17 protein-coding genes are annotated in these 22,596 nt (G+C 71.1%); 6 read left to right on the forward strand and 11 right to left on the reverse strand.

Annotated elements, in window-relative coordinates:
• The first annotated feature begins 25 nt into the window (after window positions 1-25).
• Together H9622_RS08480 and H9622_RS08485 are read left to right on the forward strand one after the other, a co-directional pair.
• Complete coding sequence (locus H9622_RS08480; protein WP_191765953.1) at window positions 26-478, forward strand: GNAT family N-acetyltransferase; 453 nt, start codon at window positions 26-28, stop codon at window positions 476-478.
• A gap of 225 nt (window positions 479-703) precedes the next feature.
• On the forward strand, window positions 704-1,582 hold the full coding sequence (locus tag H9622_RS08485; protein WP_225221832.1) for an N-acetylglucosamine kinase: 879 nt from the start codon (window positions 704-706) through the stop codon (window positions 1,580-1,582).
• A gap of 54 nt (window positions 1,583-1,636) precedes the next feature.
• On the opposite strand, the gene H9622_RS08490 is transcribed toward H9622_RS08485, so the two are convergent.
• The 7 genes from H9622_RS08490 to H9622_RS08520 all read right to left on the reverse strand — a co-directional run bounded on the left by H9622_RS08490 (window position 1,637) and on the right by H9622_RS08520 (window position 11,587).
• Entirely contained in the window at window positions 1,637-3,454 is a 1,818-nt protein-coding gene (locus H9622_RS08490; protein ID WP_191765955.1) for an ABC transporter ATP-binding protein, read from the reverse strand.
• Complete coding sequence (locus H9622_RS08495) at window positions 3,451-5,292, reverse strand: ABC transporter ATP-binding protein (protein WP_191765956.1); 1,842 nt, start codon at window positions 5,290-5,292, stop codon at window positions 3,451-3,453. The genes H9622_RS08490 and H9622_RS08495 overlap by 4 nt, the downstream gene beginning before the upstream one ends.
• A 408-nt stretch (window positions 5,293-5,700) precedes the next feature.
• A complete protein-coding gene (locus H9622_RS08500; protein ID WP_191765957.1) occupies window positions 5,701-6,213 on the reverse strand; it encodes a methylated-DNA--[protein]-cysteine S-methyltransferase in 513 nt (170 codons plus the stop codon).
• Window positions 6,210-7,733, reverse strand: coding sequence for an AlkA N-terminal domain-containing protein (locus H9622_RS08505; protein ID WP_191765958.1), 1,524 nt, complete (start codon window positions 7,731-7,733; stop codon window positions 6,210-6,212). The genes H9622_RS08500 and H9622_RS08505 overlap by 4 nt, the downstream gene beginning before the upstream one ends.
• Window positions 7,734-7,831: 98 nt before the next feature.
• Window positions 7,832-9,436: a bifunctional phosphoribosylaminoimidazolecarboxamide formyltransferase/IMP cyclohydrolase gene (gene purH / locus H9622_RS08510; protein ID WP_191765959.1), complete on the reverse strand. Its 1,605-nt coding sequence runs from the start codon at window positions 9,434-9,436 to the stop codon at window positions 7,832-7,834.
• A 23-nt stretch (window positions 9,437-9,459) separates the two neighbouring features.
• Window positions 9,460-10,110, reverse strand: a complete 651-nt coding sequence (purN, locus tag H9622_RS08515) for a phosphoribosylglycinamide formyltransferase (protein ID WP_191765960.1) — start codon at window positions 10,108-10,110, stop codon at window positions 9,460-9,462.
• A 4-nt stretch (window positions 10,111-10,114) separates the two neighbouring features.
• Window positions 10,115-11,587, reverse strand: coding sequence for a cell division protein PerM (locus H9622_RS08520; protein ID WP_191765961.1), 1,473 nt, complete (start codon window positions 11,585-11,587; stop codon window positions 10,115-10,117).
• 119 nt (window positions 11,588-11,706) lie between these two features.
• Between H9622_RS08520 and H9622_RS08525 the strand changes: the two genes are divergently transcribed.
• Window positions 11,707-13,179 carry an NCS2 family permease gene (locus H9622_RS08525; RefSeq protein ID WP_191765962.1) on the forward strand — a complete coding sequence of 491 codons (1,473 nt, stop codon included), beginning with the start codon at window positions 11,707-11,709 and terminating at the stop codon, window positions 13,177-13,179.
• 125 nt (window positions 13,180-13,304) lie between these two features.
• Here the strand turns inward: H9622_RS08525 and H9622_RS08530 are convergent, their stop codons facing one another.
• The 4 genes from H9622_RS08530 to H9622_RS08545 all read right to left on the reverse strand — a co-directional run bounded on the left by H9622_RS08530 (window position 13,305) and on the right by H9622_RS08545 (window position 17,702).
• Entirely contained in the window at window positions 13,305-13,745 is a 441-nt protein-coding gene (locus H9622_RS08530; protein ID WP_191765963.1) for a nitroreductase family deazaflavin-dependent oxidoreductase, read from the reverse strand.
• 79 nt (window positions 13,746-13,824) lie between these two features.
• Window positions 13,825-14,727, reverse strand: a complete 903-nt coding sequence (gene sucD / locus H9622_RS08535; protein ID WP_191765964.1) for a succinate--CoA ligase subunit alpha — start codon at window positions 14,725-14,727, stop codon at window positions 13,825-13,827.
• 33 nt (window positions 14,728-14,760) lie between these two features.
• Entirely contained in the window at window positions 14,761-15,924 is a 1,164-nt protein-coding gene (gene sucC / locus H9622_RS08540) for an ADP-forming succinate--CoA ligase subunit beta (RefSeq protein WP_191765965.1), read from the reverse strand.
• Between the two features lie 134 nt (window positions 15,925-16,058).
• Window positions 16,059-17,702, reverse strand: a complete 1,644-nt coding sequence (locus H9622_RS08545) for an FAD-dependent oxidoreductase (RefSeq protein WP_191765966.1) — start codon at window positions 17,700-17,702, stop codon at window positions 16,059-16,061.
• A gap of 129 nt (window positions 17,703-17,831) precedes the next feature.
• On the opposite strand from H9622_RS08545, the gene H9622_RS08550 reads away from it, so the two are divergent.
• The 3 genes from H9622_RS08550 to H9622_RS08560 all read left to right on the forward strand — a co-directional run bounded on the left by H9622_RS08550 (window position 17,832) and on the right by H9622_RS08560 (window position 22,558).
• A complete protein-coding gene (locus H9622_RS08550; protein ID WP_191765967.1) occupies window positions 17,832-18,515 on the forward strand; it encodes a TetR family transcriptional regulator in 684 nt (227 codons plus the stop codon).
• A gap of 84 nt (window positions 18,516-18,599) precedes the next feature.
• On the forward strand, window positions 18,600-21,323 hold the full coding sequence (locus H9622_RS08555; protein ID WP_191765968.1) for a cation-translocating P-type ATPase: 2,724 nt from the start codon (window positions 18,600-18,602) through the stop codon (window positions 21,321-21,323).
• Window positions 21,324-21,430: 107 nt separating this feature from the next.
• On the forward strand, window positions 21,431-22,558 hold the full coding sequence (locus H9622_RS08560; protein ID WP_191765969.1) for an alcohol dehydrogenase catalytic domain-containing protein: 1,128 nt from the start codon (window positions 21,431-21,433) through the stop codon (window positions 22,556-22,558).
• The last annotated feature ends 38 nt before the right edge of the window (window positions 22,559-22,596 follow it).

Here is a 22,596-nt window from a genome sequence, read left to right on the forward strand (position 1 = left end):
GCGTCATCCGGGCTAGCCTGTGCGTATGGCTGATCTGCGACTCGTCGAACTCTCCGCCACCACGATCGTGGCGGTCAACAATCTGTCGCTCAAGCCCGGCCAGGAACAGTTCCTCGCTCCTGTCAGCTACGGCATCGCCGCCACCGTGGTGAACCCCCAGACGACGTGGCAGCGCGTGGTGCTGGACGGCGACGAGGTCGTCGCCTTCGTCAGTGCGAACTTCGACCCCGACTCCCCCGTCGAGCACTTCCGGTCCGTGCTGTGGCGCATCAACGTCGACGCCGACGATCAGGGTCGCGGTGTCGGGCGCTTCGCCGTTGAGCAGCTCCTCGAAGAGGCGCGCAACAGGGGTCTGGACCGCGTGGCCGTCATCTACGAGGCCGGAGAAGGCGGACCTGAGGCATTCTTCCAGCGTGTGGGCTTCACTCCCGTCGGCGAGACCGAGTACGGTGAAGTAATCGCAGAGATCCGTCTCTGATCGACCCTCGCGCTCTACCCGAATACAGCAGCAGCGACACAGCCCGCCCGGGCTCCTGAGACCGGCGGCGGGGCCTCGAGTACCCCTCCCCCTTCGAGGCTCCGTCGCCTTCAGCTCCGCTCCTTCGCGCGGTCGCTCGGTCGCTAGGGTGGGCGAGGATCCGGCGACGGGAGGGGCGCAGTGACGGCGAGGACTGTACTGGCGATCGATGCCGGGCAGACGGGCATGAAGCTCCGGCTTCGGGCCGGGTCCGTGATCGAGGACGCGCTGCTCCCGGGCATCCGCACGCACGAGCCGCTGCTGCCGCAGCTCGCCGCCGCCGTGCGGGAGGCGGTCGAGAGATGGCAGCCCGGCGAACGTCTCGTCGTGGCCGCCGGCGTCTCGGGACTCACTTCGAGAGAAGCGGATGCCGCCTCCCTGCGGTCGCTCGTCGCCGACGCCGGCGCCGGAGAGGTGCTGCTCGCCCACGACTCCACCACGTCGTACCTCGGCGCACTGGGTCCGGGCCGCGGCGCGGTCGTGGCGGCCGGGACGGGAGTCGTCACGCTGGCCGTGGGCGCGGACCGGGTCGCTCGAGTGGACGGCTGGGGGCACGTGATGGGCGATGCCGGCAGCGGGTACTGGATCGGGCGTGAGGCCCTCGACGCCGTCATGCGCGCGTACGATGGCCGCGGCCCCGCGACCGCCCTGCGTGACGTCGCTGCGGCGCGGTGGCCCGACCTGTCCGAGGCGTACATCGACCTGCAGTCGTCAGCCGATCGTGTGAGCACCGTCGCGTCGTTCGCCGCGTCGACGGCGCAGCTCGCCGAGCGCGGCGATGCGGTGTCGCAGGACATCCTGCGACGTGCGGCGCACGAATTGGCGTTCAGCGTGTCGACTGCGCTGCACCGCGTCGGCGACACCCACCACCCCGCGGTGTGTGCGGTCGGCGGCGTGTTCGGATCCCCGCTGCTGCGCGCCGCCTTCGAGGACAGCCTGCGCGCCGGCCAGCACGATGCACGGTTCGTCGCGCCGCTCGGGCAGGGCATCGACGGGGCACTCGCCCTCGCCGAGCTCGAGCCGCGGCATCCACTCGCCTCCTTCGTCTCGTCCGCGGGTCACTGAGACGACGGATGCCCCGGCCGCACGAAGGCGGGCCGGGGCATCCGTGTGCGGTCGTCAGACCAGCGACTCGCGCCACGCCGCGTGCAGCTTGGCGAAGCGGCCGTCGCCGCCGATGAGCGCCTCGGGCGCGTCGTCCTCGATGATCCGTCCGTGCTCCATGACGAGCACGCGATCGGCGATCGCGACCGTCGACAGACGGTGGGCGATGATGATCGCCGTGCGGTCGGCAAGCAGCGTCTGCAGGGCGTCCTGGATCTGGCGCTCGCTCGGGATGTCGAGCGAGGCGGTCGCCTCGTCGAGGATGAGGACAGCGGGGTCGGCGAGGAACGCCCGCGCGAACGAGATCAGCTGGCGCTGTCCCGCCGACACGCGCCCACCGCGCTTGTTGACATCGGTGGCGTAGCCGTCGGGCAGCGCCTGGATGAAGGCATCCGCTCCGACCGCTCGCGCCGCCGCCTGGATCTCGTCGAGCGTCGCATCGGGCTTGCCGAGGGCGATGTTGTCGGCGACGGTGCCACTGAACAGGTAGGCCTCCTGCGTGACCATGACGATCGCGCGGCGGAGGTCCTTCGGGTGCAGCGACCGCAGGTCCACGCCGTCGAGCGTCACCGAGCCGCGCGTCGGGTCGTAGAACCGCGACACGAGCTTGGCGAGGGTCGACTTGCCGGCGCCGGTGGTGCCGACGAGCGCGATCGTCTGGCCGGCGGGGATGTCGAGCGAGAAGTCCGGCAGGATGACGCGGTCGTTCGAGTAGCCGAACAGCACGTCGTCGAACCGCACGTGGCCGCGCGCATTCCACAGGTCGACCGGCTGCACCGGGTCGGGCACCGTGGGCTGCTCCTCGAGCACGCCCGAAACCTTCTCGAGCGCGGCCGTCGCGGACTGGTACGAGTTCAGGAAGAACGCGACCTCCTGCAGCGGCGAGAAGAAGTTGCGCACGTAGACCACCGCCGCCAGCAGCGTGCCGAGAAGGAGCGTGCCGTCCACGACGCGGAACGCGCCCCACAGCAGGACGAGAGCCACCGTGACGGAGGCGACCGCCATGAGGCCCGGCTCGAACGTGCCGAACAAGCGGATCGACCGCATGTTCACGTCGCGGTAGTCGCTCGCCTGCTGGCCGAACTCCTCGTCGTTGCGGCTCTCCTTGCGGAACGCCTTCACTGCGCGGATGCCCGTCATGGTCTCGACGAACTTCACGATGACCTTCGCGCTGACGACGCGGGACTCGCGGTACACCACCTGCGAGCGGGTGTAGAACCAGCGCATCAGGAGGTACAGCGGGATGCCCATCACCGCGAGGATGACGCCGGACTGCCAGTCGATCATCAGCAGGGCGATGAGCGTGAACCCGCCGTAGAGGATGCCCGACACGAGCTCGTTGAGGCCGCCGTCGAGCAGTTCGCGGATCGAGTCGAGGTCACTCGTCTGGCGCGAGATGATCCGGCCGGAGGTGTACGACTCGTGGAACTCGAGGCTGAGCCGCTGGGTGTGCAGGAAGATCCGCTTGCGCAGATCGAGCATGATCGCCTGAGTGAGCCGGGCGGCCACGACGACGTACCAGCCGATGAGCGCCGCACCGGCCATGCCCGTGACGAGGTACACCACGACGACGCCGATCGTCGGCAGCCAGTTCATCTGCTCGACGGCCGTGGGCAGCGCCTGGTTGATGCCGTACGCGATGAGGGCCGGACCCGCGACCCGGAAGATGGTCGACACGACGAGCACGACGCCGGCGAGCCACAGATCACGCCGTACGGGCGTGACGAGCGAGCCGAGGAGGCGCAGCGACCGCTTGCGGATCGCCCTGCTCTCGAGCTTGGTGTAGTCGGAGCGGTCTTCACCGCTGGTTCCGGTGACGGTGGTGGTGCTCACAGGTTCACCTCCCTCTCCCGCAGGCGGGCTTCCTCGACCTCGAGACTCGAGATCACATGTCGGTAGTGCTCGCTCTCGCGCAGCAGCTCGGAGTGCGTGCCGACCGCGGTGATGCGCCCGGCTTCGAGCAGGGCGACGCGGTCGGCCAGCGTGACGGTCGACGGGCGGTGGGCGACCACGAGGGCGGTCGTCGCGTGCAGCACCTCGCGGAGCGCGTCCTCGACGAGCGCCTCGGTGTCGACGTCGAGCGCCGACAGGGGGTCGTCGAGCACGAGCACGGCGGGGCGTGCCGCGACCGCCCGGGCGAGCGCCAGGCGCTGGCGCTGACCGCCGGAGAGGGACAGGCCCTCCTCGCCGATGACCGTGTCGACGCCATCCGGCAGGTCGTCGACGAAGCCGGCCTGGGCGACCTGCAGCGCCTCACGCACGACGACCTCGGCCTCGGGGCTGCCCGGGGTGAGGTCCTCGCGACCGAGCAGCACGTTGTCGCGCACCGACTGCGAGAAGAGCGTGGCGTCCTCGAAGGCCATGCCGACGTGCCGGCGCAGCTCGCCGAGCGTCAGGTCGCGCACATCGACGCCGTCGAGCGTGACGCGACCCTGGGTGACGTCGTACAGGCGCGCGGGGAGCGTCGTGAGCGTGGTCTTGCCCGAGCCGGTCAGGCCGACGAGGGCCATCGTCTCACCGGGCCGCAGGACGAGGTCGATGCCGTCGAGCAGATCGCGCTCGTGGGCGGCGGCGTCCTGGTAGCGGAAGTGCACACCCTCGAAAGCGAGTTCTCCCCGCGGGTGGACGATGGTGCTCGGCGACTCGGGATCGACGATCGCGTTCTCTTCGTCGAACACCTCGAAGATGCGGTCGGTGGCTGTCCGCGCATCGAGCGTGAAGGAGAACAGGAAGCCGATCGACTCCATCGGCCAGCGCAGCACCGTCGCCATCGCGAAGAACGCGACGAGCTCGGCCGCCGACAGCTGGTCGACCGCGGTGAGGTACACGCCCGCGCCCAGGCACAGCGCGAAGGCGATGTCGGGCAGCAGCACGAGCCAGAACCAGATCCAGCCGACCGCGCGCGCCTTGCTCAGCTCGGTCTCGCGCAGCGTCTCAGCCTGACGGGTGAACTTCTGCAGCGCGTGCTTGCCGCGGCCGAAGGCCTTGAGCACGCGGATGCCGTGCACGCTCTCCTCGACCGAGGTCGCGAGGTCGCCGGCCTGATCCTGACTCTGACGCGCCAGCGAGCCGTAGGTCTTCTCGAAGCGATAACCGGCGTACCAGAGCGGCGCGCTCGTGACGAGGAAGATCGTGCCGAGCAGCCAGTGCCACCGGAAGATCAGCAGCGAGCCGACCAGGATCGTGAGGGCATTGACGACCAGCAGCACGATGCCGAACGCCATCCAGCGGCGCAGCATACTGATGTCCTGCATCATGCGGCTGAGCAGCTGGCCCGACTGCCACTTGTCGTGGAACGACACCGGCAACCGCTGCAGCCGGGAGTAGAACGTCTGGCGGATCTCGTACTCGACCTTGGTGGCCGGTCCGAGCACGAACCAGCGACGCAGCCACACCATGACGGCCTCAGCGAGACCCAGGACGAGGATGAGCGCGGAGCCCCAGATGATCTGGCTCATGTCGCCGGATGCGATGGGACCGGCGACGATGGCCTCGAGGATGAGCGGGATGGAGAGCGCGAGCAGGCTGGCGGCGAGAGCGCTGGCCGCGCCCATCGCCAGTCGCGGAAGCACCGGCTTCGCGAACGGCAGCAGCCGAGCGAGCGCCTTCGGGGTGGACGTTTCGGACCGTTTCGACGGAGTGGTCTCGTCGGGGAGGGCGGTGGTGGTCATGATCCTTGTGGGAGGTGGTGCGATGACCCGGCGTCGGGTCGGGATGGTGCGCGAGGCGCGACGGAGCCCCGGTGAAGGGAACGCTCCGGAAGGCGGCGGTATGCCGGAGCCGGAGGAATCGCCGGAATGCGGACGGGAGCTGTTACCCCTGTGCGCGGAGGCGCTTCGGCCCGGCGATGCGGAGGACGAAGACGGTCTTCGCGGCGATGGCGGCCTGGTGCATGGCATCCTCCTTGGTGAGAGCGGAGCGGGACTGCCGCGGCCCGGCGAGCGCGACAGCCCTCCAGCCTATACCTGGGAGTTCGCTGGATGCAACAAGCGTTTTCCGACGGAGGTCGCCATCGACAGCGGTGCGCGGCGGCGGCCGCTGTCTCCCGAGGTCGACGGCGGTGGCGACCGGCGCGCGTGTCAGCCGATGAGCGCGGGTACACCCGCCTCGCGGGCGAGCAGACGCTGCTTCACGTCGAGCCCCCACGCGAATCCGCCGAGCGCTCCCCCGGTGCGCAGCACGCGGTGGCATGGCACGAACAGCGCGGGTGCGTTGCGCGCGCAGATCGAAGCCGCCGCCCGAACGGCACTGGGCGAGCCCAGGACGGTCGCGAACTCCGCATAGGTGAGCGGTCGCCCCGGCTCGATCCGGCGCAGGGCGTCCCAGCCCGCGAGCTGCATGGCCGTGCCGTGCTGCGCGACCGGGACGTCGTCGATCGCAGAGAGGTCGCCGTCGTAGTACGCGACGACGGCGGCCGCGGCATCCGTCACCCCCTCGGTCACGGCCGTCGGCCGGTCGCCCGCCCGGAGCCGGCCGAGGAGGCGCTCCACGTCGTCGGTCCACCCCGACGCGAGCACGCGCTGCGCGTCGTCGGCGAGGATCGTGAACGCGCCGTCGGGGGTGTCGATGGTCTGGATGGTCGCGACGCTCATGCGCTGGCCTCTTTCTGGAGATCGGATGCCGCGCCACGGCGTACACGCGCGGGCTTCGGCGGGACCGCGCGCCACAGGTGCGCGGTGAGGTAGCTGCGCCACGGCGCGGTGCGGGCCGCCCACTCGGTGAGCCGCTTGGGGTCGGAGGGAAGCCCGGCGGCCGCGGCACCGGAGCGCACGGCGACGTCGCCGGGGAGGAACACGTCGGGGTCGCCGAGCACGCGCATGCGCACGTAGTCGGCCGTCCACGGACCGATGCCCGGCATGGCGAGGAGTGCGGCGCGCTGATCGGCCGCGTCGTCGCCGGTCGTCAGCGCGAGGGCGCCGTCGGCGAGGGCGGCGGCGGCGCCGACGATCGACCGGACGCGGGCGGCAGGACCGCGCAGCACCTCGGCGCCACGCTCGGCGATGGCGGTCATCGTCGGGAAGAGGCGCGTGGTGCCTTCGAAGCCGTCGACCGTCTCGCCGAGCGCGGTCGTCAGCGCGGAGAGCGCCGTGCGTGCGGCGACGACGGTGATCTGCTGCCCCACCATCGCCCGGATCAGCATCTCGTGCGGGTCGGCCGCACCCGGGACGCGGATGCCGGGGAGCCCGGCGACGAGCGGCGCGAGCTCCGGGTGCTGTGACAGCGCCTCGTCGACGGCGATCGGGTCGGCGTCGAGGTCGAAGAGGCGCCGGGCGCGCGTGACGAGCGTGGACAGATCGCCCAGGTGCGTGAGCCTCGCCCGCAGCCGCATGCGCCCTGCCTCGTCGACGCGGAGTTCGAACCAGGCCGGGCCGCCGGGCAGGCGGAGGGTGCGGGCGAACGTCGTGGGCGTCGCGACTTCGGCGCCGTCGACCGCACGCGCGGACATCCAGTCGAACACCCCGCCGGCGTCGAGCGGGCCGCGGTGCGGCAGCACGAGGTCGATCGCTCCCGGGGCCGGGACGGTGCGGTCGCCCGCGACGACGCGGCGCCGCGCGCGCAGCTCGAGCGGCGACATGCCGAACACCTCTCGCACGGTGTCGTTGAACTGGCGGACGCTGGCGAAGCCGGACGAGAACGCGACGTCGGCCGCGGGCAGGTCGGTGCCGACGAGCAGCATGCGCGCGGTCTGCGCGCGGTGGGCACGACTGAGCGCGAGCGGCCCGGCGCCGAGCTCGGCGGTCAGCAGCCTCGTGAGGTGCCGATCCGAGTAGCCGAGGCGCCGAGCGAGGCCGGGCACACCCTCGCGCTCGACGACTCCGTCAGCGATGAGCCGCATCGCCCGGCCGGCGGTGTCGCCCCGGAGGTTCCATTGCGGCGACCCGGGAGCGGCCTCGGGCAGGCACCGCTTGCACGCGCGGAAGCCTGCCTCATGGGCGGCCGCGCTCGTCGGGTAGAACGTGACGTTCGAGGGCTTGGGGGTGCGCGCCGGGCAGCTCGGACGGCAGTAGATGCCCGTCGAGCGCACGGCGGTGACGAACTGCCCGTCGAAGCGCCGATCGCGCGAGTCGATCGCGCGGTATCGCTCGTCGAACGTCATGGCGGGACTGCTCATGACCCCAGCCTGACACGAACCGCCGACATCCACTCGCGGAAATCGGACACGACGATCACGCGCCTACGGGCGCGCGCTCCCCCGCGATCCGCAGGGACTCAGTGGAAGAAGTGCCGCTCGCCGGTGAAGAACATGGTCACGTTCGCGGCACGAGCGGCCTGGATGACCTCGTCGTCGCGCACCGATCCGCCGGGCTGGACGATCGCCGAGATGCCGGCGTCGATGAGCACCTGCGGCCCGTCGGCGAAGGGGAAGAAGGCATCGGATGCCGCGACCGACCCGGCTGCACGATCACCGGCGCGCTCGACCGCGAGGCGGCACGAGTCGACCCGGTTGACCTGGCCCATGCCGATGCCGACCGTGGCCGACGCCTTCGCCAGGACGATGGCGTTGGACTTGACGGCGCGGCAGGCCTTCCACGCGAAGATGAAGTTCTGCATCTCGCTCGCCGCAGGGCGCTCGCCCGAGACGAGCTCCCAGTCCTTGGCGACCGAATCGATGTCGGACGGGAAGCGGTCCGCGTCCTGGAGGAGCAGTCCGCCCGAGACGAGGCGCACATCCATGCGCTCCTGCTGCCAGTCGTCGGGGAGCTGCAGCAGGCGCAGGTTCTTCTTCGCCCGGAACACCTCGAGGGCGGCCGGCTCGAAGGACGGGGCGACGATGACCTCGGTGAAGATGTCCTTCAGGTTCTCGGCCATCTTGAGCGTGACGGTGCCGTTCGCGGCGATCACGCCGCCGTAGGCCGACACCGGGTCGCACTCGTGGGCGCGCAGGTGGGCGCTGGCGATGGGGTCGAGCGCGTTGGGCGCGGCCACCGCGATGCCGCACGGGTTGGCGTGCTTGATGATCGCGACCGCGGGCTTGACCATGTCGAACGCGGCGCGCAACGCGGCGTCGGCGTCGACGTAGTTGTTGTACGACATCTCCTTGCCCTGCAGCTGCGTCGCCTGGGCGATGCCGTGGCCGCCGGCGCTCGTGTAGATCGCGGCACGCTGATGGGAGTTCTCGCCGTACCGCAGGGTGGCGAGGCGCTCCGCCTTGATGGTGAGGTGCTGCGGCAGGTCGTCCTCCCCGAGGATCTGCTCGGCGAACCACGTGGCGACGGCGCGGTCGTACTCGCACGTGTGGGCGAAGGCGCGCGCGGCGAGCTCGCGGCGCTGGCTGAGCGTCGTCCCGCCGCCGCTCACGGCCTCGATGATCGCGGGGTACGACTCGGGCGAGACGACGATCGCGACGTTGGCGAAGTTCTTCGCCGACGCGCGCACCATCGCCGGCCCGCCGATGTCGATCTGCTCCACGACGTCGTCACCCTCGGCCCCGGAGCGCACCGTCTCGACGAACGGATAGAGGTTCACGACGACGAGCTCGAACGGCTCGATCCCGAGCTCGCCCAGCTGCTGCTTGTGGTCGTCGAGGCGCACGTCTGCCAGCAGACCCGCGTGCACTCCGGGGTGCAGCGTCTTGACGCGGCCGCCGAGCGATTCGGGGAAGCCCGTCACCGTCGCCACGTCGGTCACGGAGTGGCCCGCCTCGCGGATCGTCGCGGCGGTCGAGCCGGTGGAGACGATCTCGATGTCGGCGGCGGCGAGCGCGCCGGCCAGCGCGAGGAGGTCGGTCTTGTCACTCACCGACACGAGCGCCCGACGGATCGGGACGACGTCGCGGTGGTGGTACAGGGCGGGGTCGGTGGTCGGGCCGGCCATGGACGATCTCCTCGTGGGTGGGGTCAGGAAGCGGGCGATCTCGACGCGTCGCCGTCGGCGGCCGTCGATGCGGCGACCGCGCCCGCGGATGCGGCGGCCTCGAGATCGAGCTCGCCGTTCGCGATGCGACGGACGACGTCGATGAGAAGCCGCCGCTCGACGGGCTTGATGCGGTCGTGAAGCGAGTGCTCGTCGTCGCCGGGGAGCACGGGGACGCGCTCCTGGGCGAGGATCGGGCCCGAGTCGACCCCGTTGTCGACGATGATGACGCTGGCTCCGGTCTGCTCGACATCCGCCGCGAGCGCGTCGCGCACGCCGTGGGCGCCGGGGAACTCGGGCAGGTAGGCCGGGTGGGTGTTGATGATGCGAGGCGACCACTCGTCGACGAGCGGAGCCGGCAGGAGACGCATGAGACCGCTCAGCACGACCAGGTCGGGTCGCCATACGGCCAGCTGTCGACCGAGCTCGGCGCCCCACTCCTCTCGCGAGCCGAACTGGGCCCACGGCACCATGAACGCGGGGATGCCGTACTCCTCGGCGTGCGCGAAGCCTTCGGCCTCGCGGTCGGCGCCGACGACGACGATCTGGGCGGGATACTCGGGGTCGGCGGCCGCATCGAGCAGAGCGCGCAGATTGGACCCTGTGCCCGAGATGAGGACGGCGACCGTGAGCACCCGGCTAGTCTACCGGCGCGCCCGACCCGGGCCGTCGGGGCCCGAGATCGAGCGTGGCATTCTCGTCGACGAGCGGGGCGGGCGCAGCATCCCGAACCTCCTCGTGAGGCTCGAACGGCGTGTGCGCGCTCGGGGCGTCTCCGCGGGATGCGTGCGCGTGCGACCGGCCGCGCGGCGACAGCAGGAGGATCGACGCGCCCACGAGCACCTCGATCCCGACCGCGAGGGCGACGGGTCCGGGTTCCGGGCCGACGTGCGCGAGGCGGCCCGGACCGAGCGAGCCGGAGGCGATCACCGCGAGCAGCGCGGCCGCCGCGGCCGACGCCACCGCGATCGCCGCCGCGATGGCGAGCCGCACCGCGAAGGAATCTTCGCCGGATGCGGGCCGGTCGTCGGGGTCGGGCTCGATCACCGGTGCCGAGGCGAGCAGCCCCGTCAGGACGACGGGTCCGGCGTCGTTCGATGCGGCAGGCGCGGGCACGCCTCCCCCGTGCGTCGCGACCAGGCGCGACCGCGCGATCCAGCCGGCGAGAGCGCCGAGCGCGACGGGCACCAGCGCGAGCAGCAGCAGCCAGGGCGTCGTCGACTCGGGGATCGCACCGAGGATCGGGATGCCGGGCACGACGCCGGTCTGCGTGCCGGATGGCGACACGGCGGTGCCGTCGCCGACGGCGAAGCCCGGGCCGGCTGCGAACGCCATGCCCCACACCGCGAGAGTCGGCAGGTAGGCCAGCTGGGCGAGGGTCACGACCACGGCACCGAGGGCGTCGACGTTGCCCGCTTGGAACAGCGCGACCACCTCGCCGCCGCGCAGCAGCACCGCGAGCGCCGTCACCACCGCGCCGAGTCCGATGAGGCCGACCACGACGACCGCCGTCCCGCGGGCGACGAGCCCCGGGGCATCGCCCCAGCCGTGGGGAGCGGCCTCCACACGGTCGCGCACCCGGGCCACCGGGCCGGCGCCGGCCTCACGCCACTCCGTGACGACGGCGCCCGCGAGCGAGAACAGGCCGAAGACGAGCGTCGGCACGAGGATCGCCTGCCACAGCTCGGCGTCGGCGACGAGGTTCTGCGACGTGAAGCCGGCGAGGGTGGCGAGCACGCCGAAGACCAGGGTTCCCGATACGACGCCCGTCGCCCATCCTTCGGCGCGCGACGCCCGCACGCCCGACCGCGCGGCGAAGATCATCGTGAATCCCGCGAACGCGAGCGGAGCCAGAGAGAGGGTGAAGGATGCCGCGACCGGGTCGATCCCCGTCGCGGCGACATACTCGGCGGGCAGCGTCACGAGCAGCGGCACGAGGTTGCCGAACTGCCAGGCGGTGACCGCAGCGGGCCACAGTGCGGCCCAGTCCGCGCCCGTGCCGAAGGTGAAGACGAAGAGCAGCGTCAGCGGGGCGAGGGTCACGGCGATGCCGACGGCCACCGCGATGGCGGCGTCGACGGCGGAGAGGAGGGCGACGGTGAGGCGATGCATGCGCCATCGACCCTACCCAGCGCCGAGCCGACGTCCCGGCGGCGGTGCGGCCGGTCGCGGCATCCGGCCCGGTCATCACCCCAGGTGCGTGAGCGCTAACGTTGAGCGCGGAGGTTTTCATGAGCACAGCCCCGTCGCCCGTCGTCGACACCACCGCAGAGTCCCCCGAACCACGCAGCGGGGTGGACCGCTTCTTCGAGATCACGCGCCGCCGTTCGACGGTCGGCGCCGAGGTCCGCGGCGGTGTGGTGACGTTCGTGACGATGGCCTACATCGTCATCCTGAACCCGATCATCCTGTCGGGCGGGATCGACGTCGACGGCTCCTCCCTCGGGTTCACGCAGGTCGCCGCCGTGACGGCGCTGACCGCGGGAGTCATGACGGTGCTGTTCGGCCTGGTCACGCGCCTGCCGTTCGCCTTCGCCGCAGGCCTCGGGATCAACTCGTTCCTCGCGGTGTCGGTGGTCGGCCAGGTCACCTGGGCCGAGGCGATGGGCCTCGTGGTCATCAACGGCCTCATCATCGTGCTGCTCGCCGCGACCGGGCTGCGCCGCATGATCTTCGACGCCGTGCCGGTGCAGCTCAAGCTCGCTATCACGGTCGGCATCGGCCTGTTCATCGCCTTCATCGGGTTCGTCGACGCCGGCTTCGTCACGACGACCGGCGCATCCTCTCCCCCGATCGGCCTGGGCGTCGACGGCTCGGTCGCGACGGTGCCCACGCTCGTCTTCGTGTTCACCCTGCTGCTGACCGGCATCCTCGTCGCCCGCAAGGTCAAGGGCGGCATCCTCATCGGCCTCGTCACCGGAACCGTGCTCGCGGTGGTCGTCGAGGCGATCTGGAACATCGGCCCGAAGTTCACCGACGACGGGGTCAACCCCGGCGGATGGGGGCTCTCGGTTCCCGAGCTTCCCGCGTCGCTCGTGAGCATCCCCGACCTGTCGCTCATCGGCCAGGTCTCGTTCGGGTCGTTCGAGCGCATCGGCGTGCTCGCCGCGCTCATGCTCGTCTTCACGCTGGTCTTCACGAACTTCTTCGACGCGATGGGCACCATGACGGGCCTGTCGAAGGAAGCCGGCGTCGCCGACGCCAAGGGCGACTTCCCCCGCCTCAAGTCCGCGCTGATCGTCGAGGGCGTCGGCGCGGTCGCGGGCGGCTACGCGTCGGCCTCGTCGAACACGGTGTTCATCGAGTCGGGTGCCGGCATCGGCGAGGGCGCACGGACGGGCCTCGCCAACGTCGTCACCGGCGGGCTGTTCCTCGTCGCCATGTTCTTCACGCCGCTCGTGTCGATCGTGCCCACCGAGGTCGCGGCCGCAGCGCTCGTCATCGTCGGTGCGCTCATGATGGCGCAGATCCGCTTCATCGACTTCTCCGAGTTCTCGGTGCTGCTGCCGGTCTTCCTCGCGGTCACCGTGATGCCGTTGACCTACTCGATCGCCAACGGCATCGGCGCGGGCTTCATCTCATGGGTGATCGTGCGGTCGCTGTCGGGCAAGGCGAAGGAGATCAGCCCGCTGCTGTGGATCGTCGCCGCCGGGTTCGTGCTGTACTTCGCGCGCGGCCCGCTGGAGGCTCTGCTCGCCGCCTGACCGCACAGCGTCGGAGATCTCGCGAGAAACGCCGGGACGAGGGATGCCTCGTCCCGGCGTTTCGCCGTGATCTCCGACGTTGCGACCGGGCCGCAGACGGCGCCGGGCGCCCGGGCGCCGGCGGGTCAGTCCTCGACCGGCTCCAGCAGGAAGACGGCGATCTCGCGCTCGGTCTTCGCTTGGTATGCGTCGTAGTCGGGCCACACCTCGACCGCACGCGCCCACCACTCGGTGCGCTCGTCGCCCGACAGCTCACGTGCCAGGTAGTCGCGCTTGACGGCGCCGTCCTGCAGCTCGACGTGCGGGTTCTTGCGGATGTTCCAGTACCACTTCGGGGGAGCGGGGTGCCCGCCCTTCGACGCCACGGCAAGGTAGCGGCCCCCGTGCTCGACGCGCATGAGCGCGGTCTTGCGCAGACCGCCGCTCTTCGCGCCGACCGACGTCAGCACGATGATCGGCACACCGCGCAGGGTGTTCGCCTTCTGTCCGCCCGAGGCCTCGTACGCCTCGGCCTGCGTGCGGGCCCAGTCGGAAGTGGACGGCTTGTACTCTCCGGTCAGCGGCATTCCCTCACCCTAACCCGGCATGACGAAGGGGCGGACGCGCGGCGCAGGCCGCGGCATCCGCCCCTTCGGTACGAATCGTCTACAGACCGGCGATGATGCCGCGCATGAGCTCGGCGGTCTCGCTCGGGGTCTTTCCGACCTTGACGCCGGCGGCCTCGAGGGCCTCCTTCTTCGCCTGGGCGGTGCCCGCCGAGCCCGACACGATCGCGCCGGCGTGACCCATGGTCTTGCCCTCGGGAGCGGTGAAGCCGGCGACGTAGCCCACGACGGGCTTGGTGACGTTGGCCTTGATGAAGTCGGCCGCGCGCTCCTCGGCGTCGCCGCCGATCTCGCCGATCATCACGATCGCCTTGGTCTCGGGGTCGGCCTCGAACGCGGCGAGCGCGTCGATGTGCGTCGTGCCGATGACCGGGTCGCCGCCGATGCCGATGGCCGTCGAGAAGCCGATCTCGCGCAGCTCGTACATCATCTGGTACGTCAGGGTGCCCGACTTCGACACGAGGCCGATCGGGCCCTTGCCGGTGATGTTGGCGGGCGTGATGCCGACGAGCGACTCGCCGGGAGTGATGATGCCGGGGCAGTTCGGCCCGATGATGCGGGTCGTGTTCCCCTTCGACTGCGCGTAGGCCCACGCCTCGGCGGTGTCGCCGACGGGCACGCCCTCGGTGATCACGACGAGCAGCGGGATCTCGGCGTCGATGGCCTCGACCATGGCGTCCTTCGTGAACGCGGGCGGCACGAAGGCGATCGACACGTCGGCGCCGGTCTTCTCGATCGCCTCGGCGACGGAGGCGAAGACCGGGAGCTCGACCGGGTTGCCCTCGGCGTCGGTGTGCAGCACGGTCGTGCCGGCCTTGCGGGCATTCACGCCGCCGACGACCTGGGTGCCGGCCTTGAGCATGAGCGCCGTGTGCTTGGTGCCCTCGCCGCCGGTGATGCCCTGGACGATGACCTTGGAGTCCTTGTTGAGGAAGATCGACATGTCTGTTCTTTCCTAGTTCCGGATGTCTGGGGCTCAGGCGTTGGCGAGCTCGGCGGCCTTGTCGGCGCCCTCGTCCATCGTCTCGGCGAGCGTCACGAGCGGGTGGTTCGCGTCGCGCAGGATCGCGCGGCCCTCCTCGACCTTGTTGCCGTCGAGGCGCACGACCAGCGGCTTCGAAGCGCTCGCGCCCAGCTCGGCCAGCGCGCCGACGATGCCCTTGGCGACGGCGTCGCACGCCGTGATGCCGCCGAACACGTTGACGAACACGCTCTTGACCTGCGGGTCGCCGAGGATGACGTCGAGGCCGGCTGCCATGACCTCGGCTGAGGCGCCGCCGCCGATGTCGAGGAAGTTCGCGGGCTTCACACCGCCGTGGTTCTCACCGGCGTAGGCGACGACGTCGAGCGTCGACATCACCAGGCCCGCGCCGTTGCCGATCACGCCCACCTCGCCGTCGAGCTTGACGTAGTTGAGGTCGTTCTCCTTGGCCTTCGCCTCGAGCGGGTCGGCCGCGGCCTTGTCCTCGAGCAGCGCGTGGGCGGCGTGGCGGAAGTCGGCGTTCTCGTCGAGCGAGACCTTGCCGTCCAGGGCGATGACCTCGCCCTCCTCCGACAGGATGAGCGGGTTGACCTCGACGAGCGTCGCGTCCTCACCCTTGTAGACGGCGTAGAGCTTGACGAAGACGTCGCTCACCTTGTCGACCAGCTCGGGGGCGAACCCGGCGGCCTCGGCGATCTCGACGGCCTTCTGCTTGTCGATGCCCTGCAGCGGGTCGACGTTCACGCGGGCGAGGGCCTCGGGGCGCTCGACCGCGAGCTCCTCGATCTCCATGCCGCCCTCGACGCTCGCAAGCGACAGGTAGGAGCGGTTCGCGCGGTCGAGCAGCACCGAGAAGTAGTACTCCTTGTCGATGCGCGCGCCCTGCGCGACCATGACGCGCCTGACGACATGGCCCTTGATGTCGAGGCCGAGGATGGCCTGCGCGGCCTCGTAGGCCTCATCGGGCGTCTTCGCGACCTTCACGCCGCCGGCCTTGCCGCGACCGCCGGTCTTGACCTGCGCCTTGACGACGACGACTCCGCCGATCTTCTCGGCTGCGGCCCGCACCTCCTCCGGCGTGTCCGCGATGATGCCGGCGAGAACCGGCACCTCGTACTTCTCGAAAAGATCACGTGCCTGGTACTCGTACAGATCCACAGTGCATTCCTTCGCAGGTGGCGAATGGGGGTGGGATGACGCGAAAAGCGTCTCGACGTCGAGATATCGACCAGTACCCCAGCCTACTACCGCCTGCCGAGCGCTCCAGACCGCAGCGACGCGCCGGGTCTGCGTCAGCGCGCGGCGGCGGGGGACGTGGGCGGGGCGCTCCGCGTCACCTCCTGATCCTCGTGCTCCTCCGGATCCCCGGATTCCTCGGGATCCCCGTGCTCCTCCGGATCGTCGTGCTCCTCCCCGCGCACGCGCGGAAGCCGAGCAAGATCGCACACCGCCGGGCCCTCGATGCGCGTCCCGTCCGCGGCGAACCGCGACGCGTGCAGCGGACAGTCCCACGACCGCTCGGCGTCGTTCCAGGCGAGCACTCCGCCGAGATGGGTGCACACCGCGCTCACCGCCCGCGTCGTGCCGTCGACGGTCGAGATGCCCACCGGATGGCCGGCGCGGTTCGCGACGATCCCCTCGCCCTCGGCCGGTCGGCGCACCGGCGTCGGCACCGTCTGCGCGCCGACCCAGCCGCTCGCGGCCTCCCAGCCGACGCGCAGGTTCTCGACGCCGCCGCGGGCCAGATCCGCCGGCACGGTCATGCGCGTCGCGATGACCCGCATCCACTCGGGACGCTCGCGCCATGGCACGCGCTCGATCTCGGCGGCGAGCCGCAGCGCCGCGGCCGGCCCGTTCGACAGCCCCCACTTCGCGAAGCCCGTCGCGAAGCGGATGCGTCCGAGCCCCCGCGGCATGGCCCCGACGAACGGCATGAGGTCGTGCGACTGGTAGTCCTGCGCCGACCACTGCGCGACGGGTTCGGCGCCCGGGAACTGCACGCTCGTCCAGCGGATGAGGTCGTCGATCTCGGCCTGCGGCGAGGCCGCCCGCCCGACCGGGAAGCCGTTGCCCCCGACGATCAGCTGCGCGGCGTCGGCGGGACCGTCGGCGGGGGTGATCGACCGGACCGACTTCGTCTCGCCGTCGACCGAGAGGTACAGCCCGTCGGGCACCGGCGCGTCGATCGCGAAGGCGACGCACGAGGACCGCAGCCCGCGCACCTTCGCGAAGTACAGCCCGCGGTCGGTGATCGGGGCAGCGGTGGCCAGCACGACGCGATCGGCCGATGCCGACCCCTCGTCGGTCCACACCCGCGCCCTGGGCACGACGTGCACGCGCGTGACCCGCGCACCGGTGTGGAGCGTGCCGCCCGCCGCGAGGAAGGCGCGCGCGAGCGCGACCGCGACGCGCTGCGGATCGATCGCGACCTGGTCGTCGAGCGCCACCGCCGCCTGCATCGGCACGCCGCTGTCGGTGAGCTCGGAGCCCTCGACGCGGCGCACCGGCAGGCCTGCCTGGGCCGCGGCATCCCGCTCCGCCTCGACGCACTCGGCGCCTTCGGGAGTCTGCGCGTACGAATAGGCCGTCCGCCGCGAGTAGGGCACGCCGCCACTGTCGGCGAAGTCGATCAGCCATTCGGCGCCGTCGCGGTTCGCGTCGGCGTACGCACGGACGAGGCGCGCCGGGTGATGGCGGCGCAGCGACGACAGCACCGAGCCCTGCAGCAGCGACAGCTTGCCGGTGTTCGCCCCGGTCGCGAGGTTCGCCACCTCGCCCGCCTCGAGCACGGCGACGTCGCGTCCGGCTCGCGCGAGCAGCAGAGCGGTCGTGAGCCCGGTGATGCCCGCACCGACGACGATGACGTCGTGGTGACGCCCCGGCTCGAAAGGCGAGCCATCGACGAGTCCGGCTCCGTGCTTCCAGATCGACGTCATGCCGTCAGTCAACTCCCCGCGAGCGCGCGGCGACAGCCCGTTGACAAGGCTCCCCGGCAGGTGGGAGCGATGAGAACGGAGATTCGGATGCCGCGGCCGACGCGCGCGTTCACTAGGCTCTCCCCCGAGATGTCCGACACCACCGCGATCCCCTCCGCCGCGCCGCAGGCCGCGGTCGTCGCCGCCGCGCTCGAGCTGTTCGCCGAGCAGGGCTTCGATCAGACCTCGGTCGAGCAGATCGCTCAGGCCGCGGGGGTGTCGCGCTCCACGTTCTTCCGCCAGTTCGGCGGGAAGGACGACGTCGTTTTCGCCGACCACGAGCTGCTGCTCGAGCGCCTGCGCGAGTTCCTGGCGGGCTCGCATCCCGATCCATGGAAGGCGGTGTGCGAGGCATCCATCCTGGTCTACGCCCACTTCGCCGCCGACCCCGAACTCGCGCGCCGGCGCTACACGGTCGTGCGTCAGGTGCCGGCGCTCCGCGAGCGCGAGATCGTCACCGTCTTCCGCTACGAGCGCCTGTTCGACGAGTACCTCCGCAGCGCGCTGCCCGGGCTCGACCCGATCGACGCCGTCGGCTTCGCCGCGCTCGTCACCGCGATCCACAATCACGTGCTGCGTCAGCTGCTGCGCGGGCCGAAGCGCGTTCCCGTCTCGGTCCTGCGCCGCGCGCTCGACGATGCGCTGCGTCGCTTCGGCGTGCAGCCCGACGGGGAGGCTCGGGATGCCGCGGCCGACGACGTCGTGGTGGCGGTCTTCCCCCGTTCCATGCCGGCGGCCGAGGTCGCGCGGCGCCTCCAGGAGCGGCTCGACTGAGCCGCGGCATCCGCTCTCCGAAATCACCCGGCGAGCGGGGATCTCATCCTCCCCCCGCCGTATGAGCGGCGGTATGGTCGCCACATGAGCACCGTGGAATCGTCGCCGACCGCTGCCGCCGGGCCGACCCCCTGGTACACGCAGGACCCCGACGCCGTCGTCGCCTCCCTCGGGTCCGACCGCGAGCGAGGGCTGACCACGGCCGAGGCGGCGCGGCGACTCGCCGACCACGGACCCAACGCGATCGCGGCCGAGAAGCCGCCGTCGCTCTGGCAGGTGTCTCTCGGCCAGCTCGCCGACCCGATGAACGTCATGCTGGTCATCGTCGCGGTGATCAGTCTGCTCATCGGACAGGTGAGCGTCGGCATCGTGGTGGGCGCGCTCGTGGTGCTGAACGTGTTCCTGGGTGCGAGCCAGGAGATGAAGGCCAAGGCATCCGTGGACGCCTTGTCGAAGATGCAGATCCCCCAGGCTCGGGTCATCCGCGACGGAAGCCTCCTGCAGATCGCCGCGACCGAGATCGTGCCGGGCGACCTCGTCGCGCTCGAAGCGGGCGACATCGTTCCCGCCGACGGCCGCATCCTGCGCTCCGCGACGCTCGAGACCCAGGAAGCCGCTCTCACCGGCGAAAGCGCTCCGATCGCCAAGGACGCCGCGACCATCGCAGATCCCGACACGACGCTCGGCGATCGCGCGAACATGGCCTTCCAGAACACCCAGGTGACCCGCGGCACTGCGACCGTCGTGATCACCGACACCGGCATGACGACTCAGATGGGGCAGATCGCCTCGATGCTGTCGTCGGTGAAGCAGGCGAAGTCGCCGCTGCAGCGGGAGCTCGACTCGCTCACCGGCGTGCTCGGCTGGATCGCGTGGGGCGCGGTGGCCGTCATCGTCATCTTCGGGCTCCTCCGTCAGCAGCCCGTCGCGTCCGTCATCCTGCTCGGCATCTCGATGGCGATCTCGGCGATCCCGACGGGCATGCCCTCGTTCGTGCAGGCGATGCTCTCGTACGGCTCCCGCCAGCTCGCCGAGCACAAGGCCGTGGTGAAGAACCTCACGGATGTCGAGACGCTGGGCGCGACGAGCGCGATCAACTCCGACAAGACCGGCACCCTCACGATGAACGAGATGACCGTCGAGTCGCTCTACTACGCGGGTGACTGGTTCACGGTCGGAGGAAGCGGGTACGAGAAGACGGGAGACATCCGCCAGGTCGCCGGGCAGCCGGTGCCGGACTTCACGCAGCTCGCGCTCGGCCTCACCCTCTGCAGCGACGCGACGGTGTCGGACGACGGGGCCGTGATCGGCGATCCGACCGAGGCCGCCCTCGTCGTGCTCGCCGCGAAGATGGGGGCAGACGCCGAACTCACGCGGGCGAAGTACCCCCGTGCCGCGGAGGTGCCGTTCGATTCGGCCTACAAGTTCATGGCGACCTTCCACGAGGTCCCGCAGGACAGCGCGATGGGGCTGGTCGCGCTCGTGAAGGGCGGGCCGGATGTCGTGCTCGATCGCTGCACGACGGTGATGACCGCCCAGGGCCCCGCGCCGATCGACGCGCAGCTGCAGACGGTGCTCGATGCGAACCGGAAGCTTTCGGAGCAGGGCTTGCGCGTGCTGGCATTCGCGGTGCGGCGGTTCGCGCCGGGTTCGCCGGTACCGACGGACCCGATGGCCGAGGTCAAGGACCTCACGTTCGTCGGGCTCGTCGGCATCATCGATCCGCTCCGCCCCTCGTCCAAGGAGGCGGTCCGCATCGCCCACGAGGCCGGCATCGAGGTGCGGATGATCACGGGTGACCATGCGATCACGGCCGCCGCGATCGGCGCGAAGCTCGGACTCGGGCCCGGGGCCGCGAGCGGCGCCGACATCCAGGCCATGAGCGACGACGAGCTGAAGGCGGCCCTGCCGAACCTGCACGTGTTCGGACGCGTGACCCCCGAAGACAAGCTCCGCCTCGCTCGCCTCATGCAGGAGGACGGCGCCGTCGTCGCGATGACCGGCGACGCGGTGAACGACGCCGCCGCCCTCAAGCAGGCCGACATCGGTGTGGCGATGGGGTCGGGCAGCGAGGTGACGAAGCAGGCCGGGAAGATGATCCTCGTCGACGACAACTTCGGCACGCTGGTCACGGCCGTCCGGCTCGGACGCGGGATCTACGAGAAGATCGTCAGCTACGTCCGCTACCAGATGTCGCAGCTGTTCTCCCTCGTGCTCCTGTTCCTGGTCGCGAGCATCTTCGACATCAACAGCGGCGTGCCGCTCACGCCGATCATGATCCTGTTCCTCAACTTCTTCATCTCGATCTTCCCGGTCATCGTGATCCTCCTCGACCCCGTGCCCGACGGGATCATGCTCAAGCCGCCGCGGGATCCCAAGAAGACGATCGCCAACGGTGGTGCTGTCACGCTGTGGTTCGTCTACGGCGGGGTGCTGTTCCTCATGACGCTGATCCCGCTGCTGCTGTTCCCCGACCAGGCGAGCCCGTCCGAGCCGAACGTCCCCGTCACGATGACGTTCGTCGTCGCCGCGTTCGGTGCGGTCCTGGGCGGGCTGGCGATGCGACGCGATCCCGAGTCGGGTCTGACGGCGCCCATCCTCGCCGCGGTCAAGTGGCTCGCGATCCCGCTGGCGATCACCGTCGCGGCGGTCGAGATCGGCTTTCTCCAGCGACTCGTGGGAACGACGCCGCTCAGCGGGGGCGAGTGGCTGATCTGCCTCGGGCTGTCGCTCGTCGTGCCGCTGTTCGTCGAGGTCGAGAAGTGGATCCGCCGCCGCCGGATCGCGCGGAGGGCCATCGCCGCCTGAGCCCGTCGATCCGCGGTCCCCCGATTCGCGGGACGGCCGGGCACGGCTTATCGTGCGAGGGAGAACCGCGCGTGCCGTACCGTCGCGGCCGCCGACGAGGAGGTCCCATGCAGATCATCGGAGCCGTCCTCGAACGCTCCGGCGCCCCGACGCCCTTCGCACGCTCGCGGCCCTTCACCGTCGGGCCCCTCGAGCTCGACCCGCCCGGTGCCGGCGAGCTGCTCGTGCGCGTCGAGGCCGCGGGCGTCTGCCACTCCGACCTCAGCGTCGTAGACGGCAACCGCGTGCGTCCGACGCCTATGCTCCTGGGGCACGAGGCGGCGGGCATCGTCGAAGACGTCGGCGAGGGGATCCGGGATGTCGCGCGCGGCGACCGCGTCGTGATGACCTTCCTCCCCCGCTGCGGCGACTGCGACGGCTGCCGCACCGAGGGGCGCCTCCCCTGCACGCCGGGAACGGCGGCCAACAACGCCGGCACGCTCGTAGGCGGCGGCATCCGTCTGCATCGCACGGGCACCGACGGCGCAGGCCAGGACGTGCACCATCACCTCGGCGTTTCGGCGTTCGCGACCCACGCCGTCGTGAACCGCACGTCGGTGGTGCAGGTCGACCCCGACGTGCCGGCCGAGATCGCCGCGCTGCTCGGCTGCGCGGTGCTGACCGGCGGCGGCGCCGTGCTCAACGCAGGACGCCCGGCGCCCGGCGCGCGCGTCATCGTCGTCGGGCTGGGCGGCGTGGGCATGGCCGCGCTGATGGTCGCGGTGGCACTGGGTCATGAGGTGATCGGCGTCGATGCCGTCGATGCGAAGCTCGGTCTCGCCCGCGATCTCGGTGCCATCGGCGCGCTGAGTCCGGTCGACGCGGCGGAACGCGGCATCCGGGCCCCCGTCGTCATCGAGGCGGCGGGCGCCGCACGCGCCTTCGAGACCGCAGTCGCCCTCACCGCCCCGGGCGGCACGACCGTCACGGTCGGCCTCCCCGCCCCCGACGCCCGCGCGGGCGTGTCGCCGCTGGTGCTGACGGCCGAGGCCCGCACGATCGTCGGCAGCTACCTCGGGTCGGCGGTGCCGAGCCGGGACATCCCGCGCTACATCGAGCTGTGGCGCGCCGGCCGTCTGCCGCTCGAGCGGCTCGTGTCGTCGCGCATCCGCCTCGGCGACCTCGACGAGGCGATGGACCGCCTCGCCGCGGGCGGTGAGCTGCGGCAGCTGATCACGCTCGACCCGCCCTCCTGATCGCCCGACGCAGAGCGGGTCACGACTCGCGCAGCAGC

It is taken from the genome of Microbacterium gallinarum (assembly GCF_014837165.1).
Taxonomy (GTDB): domain Bacteria; phylum Actinomycetota; class Actinomycetes; order Actinomycetales; family Microbacteriaceae; genus Microbacterium; species Microbacterium gallinarum.